The sequence below is a fragment of the Roseburia sp. 1XD42-69 genome (assembly GCF_003612565.1).
In the GTDB taxonomy this organism is placed as follows: Bacteria; Bacillota; Clostridia; order Lachnospirales; family Lachnospiraceae; genus Roseburia_B.
Genome location: NZ_RAZG01000102.1, coordinates 1 through 7,864 on the forward strand (window position 1 = coordinate 1; position 7,864 = coordinate 7,864).

The 7,864-nt window shown below is 42.5% G+C and carries 11 protein-coding genes and 2 pseudogenes; 7 read left to right on the forward strand and 6 right to left on the reverse strand.

The window, feature by feature from the left end; genetic code table 11:
* Positions 1-325: 325 nt before the first annotated feature.
* The gene (locus D7Y06_RS22630; RefSeq protein ID WP_120409827.1) at positions 326-625 is read left to right on the forward strand and encodes a hypothetical protein; all 300 of its coding nucleotides are present in this window, start codon (positions 326-328) and stop codon (positions 623-625) included.
* A 24-nt stretch (positions 626-649) separates the two neighbouring features.
* Here D7Y06_RS22630 and D7Y06_RS22635 read toward each other — a convergent pair whose 3' ends face one another.
* The gene (locus D7Y06_RS22635; RefSeq protein ID WP_120409828.1) at positions 650-1,015 is read right to left on the reverse strand and encodes a helix-turn-helix transcriptional regulator; all 366 of its coding nucleotides are present in this window, start codon (positions 1,013-1,015) and stop codon (positions 650-652) included.
* A gap of 167 nt (positions 1,016-1,182) precedes the next feature.
* Between D7Y06_RS22635 and D7Y06_RS22640 the strand changes: the two genes are divergently transcribed.
* The 6 genes and pseudogenes from D7Y06_RS22640 to D7Y06_RS28685 all read left to right on the forward strand — a co-directional run.
* Positions 1,183-1,374, forward strand: a complete 192-nt coding sequence (locus tag D7Y06_RS22640) for a helix-turn-helix domain-containing protein (protein ID WP_016307071.1) — start codon at positions 1,183-1,185, stop codon at positions 1,372-1,374.
* Positions 1,367-2,068 carry a response regulator transcription factor gene (locus D7Y06_RS22645; protein WP_120409829.1) on the forward strand — a complete coding sequence of 234 codons (702 nt, stop codon included), beginning with the start codon at positions 1,367-1,369 and terminating at the stop codon, positions 2,066-2,068. The genes D7Y06_RS22640 and D7Y06_RS22645 overlap by 8 nt, the downstream gene beginning before the upstream one ends.
* Position 2,069: 1 nt before the next feature.
* Complete coding sequence (locus D7Y06_RS22650; RefSeq protein WP_120409830.1) at positions 2,070-2,993, forward strand: sensor histidine kinase; 924 nt, start codon at positions 2,070-2,072, stop codon at positions 2,991-2,993.
* A gap of 125 nt (positions 2,994-3,118) precedes the next feature.
* A complete protein-coding gene (locus tag D7Y06_RS22655; RefSeq protein ID WP_120409831.1) occupies positions 3,119-4,042 on the forward strand; it encodes an ABC transporter ATP-binding protein in 924 nt (307 codons plus the stop codon).
* On the forward strand, positions 4,035-4,844 hold the full coding sequence (locus tag D7Y06_RS22660) for an ABC transporter permease (protein ID WP_120409832.1): 810 nt from the start codon (positions 4,035-4,037) through the stop codon (positions 4,842-4,844). Before D7Y06_RS22655 ends, D7Y06_RS22660 begins: the two co-directional genes overlap by 8 nt.
* 5 nt (positions 4,845-4,849) lie before the next feature.
* Positions 4,850-4,984, forward strand: a pseudogene (locus D7Y06_RS28685) (ABC transporter permease); the annotation flags it as partial.
* 198 nt (positions 4,985-5,182) lie between these two features.
* Here D7Y06_RS28685 and D7Y06_RS22670 read toward each other — a convergent pair.
* From D7Y06_RS22670 to D7Y06_RS22690, 5 genes and pseudogenes are all read right to left on the reverse strand, one after another.
* Entirely contained in the window at positions 5,183-6,031 is an 849-nt protein-coding gene (locus D7Y06_RS22670; protein WP_120409834.1) for a PD-(D/E)XK nuclease family transposase, read from the reverse strand.
* A 79-nt stretch (positions 6,032-6,110) separates the two neighbouring features.
* Positions 6,111-6,299 carry a transposon-encoded TnpW family protein gene (locus D7Y06_RS22675; RefSeq protein WP_120409836.1) on the reverse strand — a complete coding sequence of 63 codons (189 nt, stop codon included), beginning with the start codon at positions 6,297-6,299 and terminating at the stop codon, positions 6,111-6,113.
* Positions 6,300-6,370: 71 nt separating this feature from the next.
* Positions 6,371-6,529: pseudogene (locus D7Y06_RS28435) on the reverse strand (ATP-binding protein); the annotation flags it as partial.
* Positions 6,530-6,672: 143 nt separating this feature from the next.
* On the reverse strand, positions 6,673-7,029 hold the full coding sequence (locus D7Y06_RS22685) for a plasmid mobilization protein (protein ID WP_120409835.1): 357 nt from the start codon (positions 7,027-7,029) through the stop codon (positions 6,673-6,675).
* A 465-nt stretch (positions 7,030-7,494) separates the two neighbouring features.
* Entirely contained in the window at positions 7,495-7,821 is a 327-nt protein-coding gene (locus tag D7Y06_RS22690) for a DUF6194 family protein (RefSeq protein ID WP_199714834.1), read from the reverse strand.
* Between the last annotated feature and the right edge of the window lie 43 nt (positions 7,822-7,864).

Here is a 7,864-nt window from a genome sequence, read left to right on the forward strand (position 1 = left end):
AATATTAAAAAAAGCGACCGCCATATTCGCGAAAGAACAATAGCCGAGATTGTGACTTTTATCCAAGACAAAGAAAAAGGCTGAAATCGAGGCGAAGAAAGCCGCTATCCATGCCGAGGATATGGAAAACGGCGTGTTTATCCCGGCCAGCAGCCTTCCAAAGAAAGAACCCCAAAAAGCACCAATGCCAGCCAGAGCCGCTATGTAGGCGGCTGGCCATACCACAGAAAGGACAAGGAGGCATACACATAATACATTAAAGGCGCAGGCAGAGGAAATCATACAAAGTGAACAGATTTATGATTGATGGAAGGGAGAAAGAGGAATGTTGACTTTTGAGAAAGTATTAAATGTATTTAGCGATTACCTTCAGCAAGACCCGCTTTATGAAGTTGTTCTTACCAGCCATGGGTATACCTTGATGGCATGGGAGCCGGAAAGGAATGAATGGTATCAGGCGGAACTTATGGAAACTCCGGAAATGTTATTGGACGCCCTGCTGGACGCTTATGCCGGTTTCCTGGAAGATCAGATATCGGAGAATGACAGAGAACTGAATCCGTCAGAAGAAGCGGAAATCAAAACAAGGTGTAAAATATTACAAGAACAATGCCAGTCAAGTTGACAGCTAGGAGATGGAGAACACGGGTTATGTGTTCTCCATTTCCTGCAGCCTTTCTATCTCTGCAATCTTCTTGGCTGTTGCGGTCACAATCTGTAGCCCGTTGTCACTCATACTATCCAGCAATACGTCCAGCTGTAAACGCCGGGTGTCTTTTCCTGCTGGCTTGTCTAAGAGAAACTGGTCTACGGATATATTGTAGCGGAGCATAAGTTCAAAGAAGATTTGCAGGCTTGGGTGCTGGCCCTTGTTTTCAATGTTCGCAAGGTAGTGAGGTGAGATAAACATCTCATCGCAAACTTTCTTTCTGGATTCCCTTCGCCCTGTCCGTGCAGCCTTGATTGCCGCTCCAAACTCCTTAAAATCATATCGTGGTACTGGTCTTTTTGACATATTTGTTCACCCTATTGTATTGTACAGTTTACTTTTTAAAAAGAATACGTCTACACAGTTACACTGATTGGCCTAAATAATTATAAAAGACAGAGAATGAATCTTGTATTTATTCGGCTAGACGCATATAATTATACTGATAGAGTTTAGCGAAAGGGTGAATAAAAATGTTAGAGTATATTTCTGCCCCGGAAGCGGCACAAAAATGGGGCATTTCAGAAAGACGGGTACAAAAGCTATGTGAGGAAAACCGCATACCCGGCGTGGCAAAATTCAGTCGCTTGTGGCTGATACCAAAAGACGCTGAAAAACCAACAGATGCCCGGTTGAAAGCAGAAAGGAAGAAAAAACATGAATAAAGTTTTAATTATTGATGATGATAAAGAGCTTTGCACACTTATGAAAAAATGCGTAGAGCAGGAAAACCTTACTGCGGTTGTTGCAGGCGGCGGTATAGAGGGCTTGCAGATGTTGGAGGAAAACAAAAATGTCTGTTCACTTATTATTCTTGATATTATGATGCCCGATTTAGACGGTTTTCAAGTATTGCAGCAAGTACGGCAGACAAGCAATGTCCCCGTCCTTATGCTCACTGCAAAAAGCGATGAAGAAGATAAAGTGTCCGGCTTACGAATGGGGGCAGACGATTATCTGACAAAGCCATTTAGCATTAACGAGCTTATGGCGCGTGTAAATTCCCTTATCCGGCGTTATACCCTGCTCAACCCAACTTCCAGCACCGAAACAGATTGTATGGTGTTTCAAGGAATGACGATTGATAATCTTAACCGACTTGTTTTTATGAACGACGTACAAGTGGAACTTACAGGAAAAGAATTTGATCTGCTCTCTTTTCTTGCGGCGAACAAAGGGAAAGTATTTACGAAAAAGCAGATTTATACCCATGTATGGGAGGAAGAATATGCTTTTGATGATAGCAATATCATGTCTTTTATCAGCAAATTACGAAAAAAAATTGAACCAGACCCGGAACACCCTTTTTATATTTTAACCGTCCGTGGCGTTGGTTATCGTTTTAACAGGGAGGCATAACATGAATGTTAATCTGTTTTTATTGATTGCGTTTTGTATCGCACTTTTATTTATCTTGTTTCTTGTCACAAAACTTAGGCGTGTACGGGGACAACTATCTATTATCGAAGAAGCCCTTGAAGATATAAAATCCGGGAATTTAAACCGCCGTATGTTGACTAAAAAAAACGATATGACAAGAAAAATCTGCTATGGTATAAACGATATCGCAATGAACAGCCGAACGCAGCTCATCAGGCAAAAACAATCTGAACAGGCATATAAACGGTTAATGACAAATATTTCCCATGATGTGAAAACTCCCCTTGCTTCTCTGGTTGGTTATTTGGAAGCAATAGAATGTAAGATCGTTGCAGGAGAAGAAAAAGACGAATATGTTCATGTCGCATTTGAAAAAGCGAATTATCTAAAGCATTTTGTGGAAAATCTTTTTGAATGGGTAAAACTGGACTCCGGGGAACAGATTTTTCATTTTGAAGTTTTAGACCTAAACGAGTTATCACGGAATATTATCGTTGACTGGATTTCTGTTTTAGAAAACAGCAATTTTGACTATGTGTTTGATATACCAGAAACAGAGTATCTTATGCGTATAGATGCAAACGCTTATAGCCGCATCCTCAATAATCTGTTGCAGAATGCCCTTATCCATAGTAAAGGAAGCAAAATATCTTTCCATATTTTTGAAAATGATCTGCAAGCCAAAATCACTATGACAGATAATGGAAAAGGAATGTCTCCCGCTCATCTTCCGCATATTTTTGAAAGAATGTACCAATGCGATCAGTCACGGTCTGCCGGTGGAAATGGATTAGGCTTATCAATCGTAAAAGAACTTGTAGCTGCTCACAAGGGAACAATCACTGTTGATAGCACTCTAGGTAGGGGGACTACATTTACCTTATTACTTCCGAAATCCCTGTAATAATACGGGGATTTTTCAGTTGTCAAATTTCGCTTAACTGTAAAAGCATGAAAAAAGCAAGGTTTCGGCAAGGTTTTGGCAAGGTTAGCGTGATAGAATAGCAAATATGAAAAGGAGGTTTCGCAATGAGCAAATATGTAATTGAAACAAAAAATCTTACCAAACAATACGGAACACAAAAAAGTGTTGCAGATTTGAATATCCATGTAAGGCAAGGACGCATCTACGGTCTGCTTGGCAGAAACGGAGCCGGAAAGACAACGACCATGAAAATGCTGCTTGGGCTGACACAACCCACTTCCGGGGAAGTGACAATCTGGGGAAAGCCTTTACGGACAAATGAGAAAAAGCTGTTGCCCCGGATTGGCAGTCTGATTGAATCCCCCGGATTTTACCCGAACTTGACTGCCACAGAAAACCTACGCATTTTTGCAACCCTGCGGGGAGTGCCGAACCGTAATGCAATTAAAAATGCGCTTGATTTAGTGGGGCTTCCCTATAAAGACAAAAAACTGTTTTCCCAATACTCCCTTGGCATGAAGCAGCGATTGGCGATTGCCCTTGCCATTATGCACGACCCGGAGCTTTTGATCTTGGACGAACCGATTAACGGTCTTGATCCGATTGGAATTGCGGAAGTGCGCTCTTTTATCCGTGACCTCTGTACGGAAAGGGGGAAAACAATATTGATCTCCAGCCATATTCTTTCCGAGATTGCATTGCTGGCTGATGATATAGGAATTATCGACCACGGCGCATTATTGGAGGAAGAAAGCCTTGCAGAGCTGGAAGCAAAGAGCAGCAGACATATCCGTTTTACCGTTTCCAGTACAACACAGGCGGCAAGGATTTTAGAACGCAATTTCCATGAAACGCAGTTTACCGTACAGGACGACTACAAGATGCGTCTGCATAATTTAGATATTTCAGTTGGGGATATTGTAACAGCTTTTGTCGAAAACGGGCTTACCGTATCAGAAGCCTATGTCTGCGAAGAAAGCCTTGAAGATTATTTCAAGCGTGTAACAGGGGGTGAGGGGATTGCTTGACCTTGTAAAGTGTGAATTTTGGAAAATGAAACGAAAAAAACTGATTTATGCACTGATGTCATTATCACTGTTTTTTCCGTTGATCTTAGCATATATGGCGAAAGCAGGAACAGGCACAGATACAACGGAACACTATCTTCAAACTCGATTTGATTATGTCTATACAATGATGTTAGGATATGGTTTAGTCTTTTTGCTTCCATGTCTAATTGGTATCATTGCGGCTATTTTGTTTTTTATAGAAAGGGATTGTGATACTTCAAAAAACCTTAGAACAATTCCTGTTACCAGCACGCAGCTTATCATAGCAAAAATTTCCATGCTATTTATTTTCAGTATTGCCTTTTGTCTGATAAGTACATTGTCGGTTGCTTTATTTTGTAAGTTGTTTCATGTGGGAATGGTTTATGGTATGACCTATAAAATACTTATGTGTTTAATTTTGGGGGCTTTTATCGTAGCGGCTTCTTTACCGATTGTGTTTTTGATTATTTACTTTAATAAAAGTTTTTTACTGTCTATCCTGTTTGCATTTTTTTACTCCATTTTTAACTGGGGTATATTGGGAACGATTGGAACATCAATAAGTACCGCAAAAATTCGTTTCTTAAACTCTTTCCCGGTCATATGTGTTATGAACTGGTTAAGCGGTTCTATGATGGATCACTTGCAGAAAGATAATCTTTTGCCGGAAGCCTATTTGATTGTGCCAACCACCAGTCACACAATTTTTATTGTGGCAATTACTGTTATACTTTCTTTGTGGCTGATTATTCGCTTTTATAAAAAATGGACGAGGTAAAAGACATGATAGATATTATAAAAACTGAATTTCTGAAACTAAAACGATATTCCGTAATAAAAGCCGGAATTATTATGACAATGCTTTCTCCGTTGCTGTCACTTTTTTATTCAACAGCAAACAGTGGACAAACATGGACGTTTTATATGCGACAACGTGTCGCTGCACTGTCAAAGGGTGCTAACCGTGCGCCGCATGAAATCAAGATAGATTTAGCAGTCTTGCCGGTAACGTTTTGTAAAGGACTTTTTAATCAAATTCACAGAAAGTTTACATTTCAGGGCAAAAAAATAGAGCCAGAAACCTTTATTTAAGATTCCTGGCTCTATGACAGTGCTTTATGCGTTTCGTTCTGCTTTCAGTTGATTAACTTCTTCAAGGGAAAGCCCTGAAATATTCGCAATTTCCTCAAGCAAGTATTTCCCCGCCTCCAACATTCGGAATACTGTCATCTTTTTTTCTTCCTGTATTCCCTCTTTCAGGGATTCATTTCTCATATCCTCCATGATGCGGCACATCTCACTCACTCCCTTCGGATTTTCTTTCAGATACCGTGTCCGGTCTGCCATCAGTTCAAAATTCATATCGTCTGCGCTGGTACAGTTAAAATCATGCATGAGCTTTCCAAGATTGGATTCGCCCCGGTATTCCCCATTCACATACAGGATATGTTCCCCATCTTCAAAAGATTTACCCGTGGCAAGGTTGATCCTCTCAATCGGATAGACCGGCTCGCCTTTTCCGTAAAAATCTTTCTCGATAATGAAGATTGTATAGGTATCCGGCAGTTCTTTAAATTCCTGTCCGGAATGGAGGTTCTCTACATCCATCACGCTGGAATGGTATCTTGCCCTGTGCGGGTCTGCCCCCTTTTCCTGTCTTTGGATTTCAAGATCGTATTTTTTCCCGTCCGGGTCCGTCCCGTATGCGTCCAGGCAGATAGAGCGTGCCCCGGCCAGCCTTTTCATGTCCTTTTGTGTTTCGCAGTCAGTGATAATCAAATCCTGCTTACCCGTGATAATGCGTAACACAAATTCTGCCAGTGGAATGTTATCTTTAAACAGGCAGCGCATAAAATCATCGTCGATAGGGCGTAAGTCACGCAGGCGCTGTAAATCCTCCTGGTGCTGTTGTTCCGTCGCTGTCAATATCCCCACCTGCCTTTCCTTTCGTTTTTGTAGTTCCATACTACCATAAACCTCCTGATTTTACAAGCCGGGAACCAGTGTAGTATTTCTGATTCCCCGGCGTCCCTCTGTTATCGTTTTATCCCATCTGCTGTATCTCATTTTTCAGCATACGCTTAATCTTGTCGCTCATGGTCTCCGTGCTGGTCTCACTGAAATGAATCCGCACGATATAGGTGGTGCGGCCTATCTTCTTCACCAGTGCTGGCGCGTTCTCTGCCCTGGCTGTGGTGTCTGCTACATTCTGGATATTCTTCTCGCTGCTCATGGTATTGATGCTCCTTTCCCGGACAGTCCGCTGATATGTATGGGGATTGCCCTTGCTGCTGTTTTCAGGTTTCATTTCGGGGAGACAATCCCCCTCGCCGCCTCTTTGGTAGCCGCCGCCTTTTCCTCCCGGAAGTTCCTGCCGGAGAAAAGGACAGGGGCGCACCGCTCCATGATACGGTCATAGATTCTGGCGTGGGCCAGATCGGGCGGGTTTTTGATTAGAGAGAGGGATCAGTCTTTCAAGTACGAGCAGAGCCGCTCAAGGAGGGAACGACCATCCTCTCAATCTAATAAAACTATTATCTCCTATCAGACAGGAGATCACATCTTTTATGCTCCCCTTGACATGCCATAGGCTCGTTACCGCCATATCAGACCGCCCCCTGTTCTGTCAATTCTTCTATGCTAAACCGTTGTGGGAGAGTGGATTTCTGTTGCAATTCTAAGATAAAATCCTCAATCTCCTTGCAGATTTCAGCGGCGGTTGGATAGTAAGGAACACACTTCTTGAAAGCGTCATGCACCTCATAGAGCTTGTTTAACAGCTCCCAAAACTCGATTTTAGGCTGTGGCTGCGGGGCGTTTCCTTTGCATAACTGGCGCATAAATTCTGCTGCGGACAGACCGCAAGCGGCGGCGCACTGCTTTAATTTTTCATGTTCTTCCTCGTTCAATCGGACAGTAATCGGGACATTCCGCACGTCCTTTTCTGATTTTTCTTTGCTCATTTTTCTTATCCTCCAGTCTTGAATTTCATTTTTAACAGGGTATTCAGAGATGTTCCCTGAGTTAGTCCATGCCCACAAGCGGCGTGGATTTGGATTGTGGCTGACACAATCCGATGCTCGCTATCTCTGTGGACAACGCCGCAGAGCATTTTTCCTGTGCAGCCGCCATTCTTCCATACCTGTCTTACCCTCCGAAAAGAAAATCCTATGTCCCTGCACCTCCGTTCTGGATTTGATTTCTCTTGACTTTTGGATAAATGAAAAAGCCGCTACACCGCACCACGAACGACAGGAGTTTTTTCTCCTGCTCGGATTCGCAATGCTATGTAACGGCTTTGGGATTCAAAACCATGTTGCCATACGCCAGCCGAAAAGGGCAGCATAAATTCGGCGGCGGTCAGCCTTGTCCGTTGGCTGACATTCCATTCTTCCATCTATGTGCTATTTAATTTTCAATCTTCAAGATTACTTCCTGTGTTTCTCCAATTTCTCCTTTGCATACTCATAGGCTTCTTGGATATATAGTTTCAATTCCTCGAATGTCTTTTCAGAGGGGTTCAATGCACATATCCACGCCATCCATGCGTAGACGGGATGGGGAAGTATCTCATTCAATACGGTAAAGTCGTAATCCATATCTACAACGCCGCCTGCTGGCGGGCGTTTTGGGACTGCCCCAAACAATTCCGCAAAAGTGCTTTTCCGTATTCCCAGATTCATACGGTAGACATTCTCTCTGTTTAAACCAGAACCTTTGTCATTATTGTTATTCGTAACTTTACCTACTCCCAATTACCCGAAAATTCTTCAAATTAAAAGAAGGTACAGCATAATT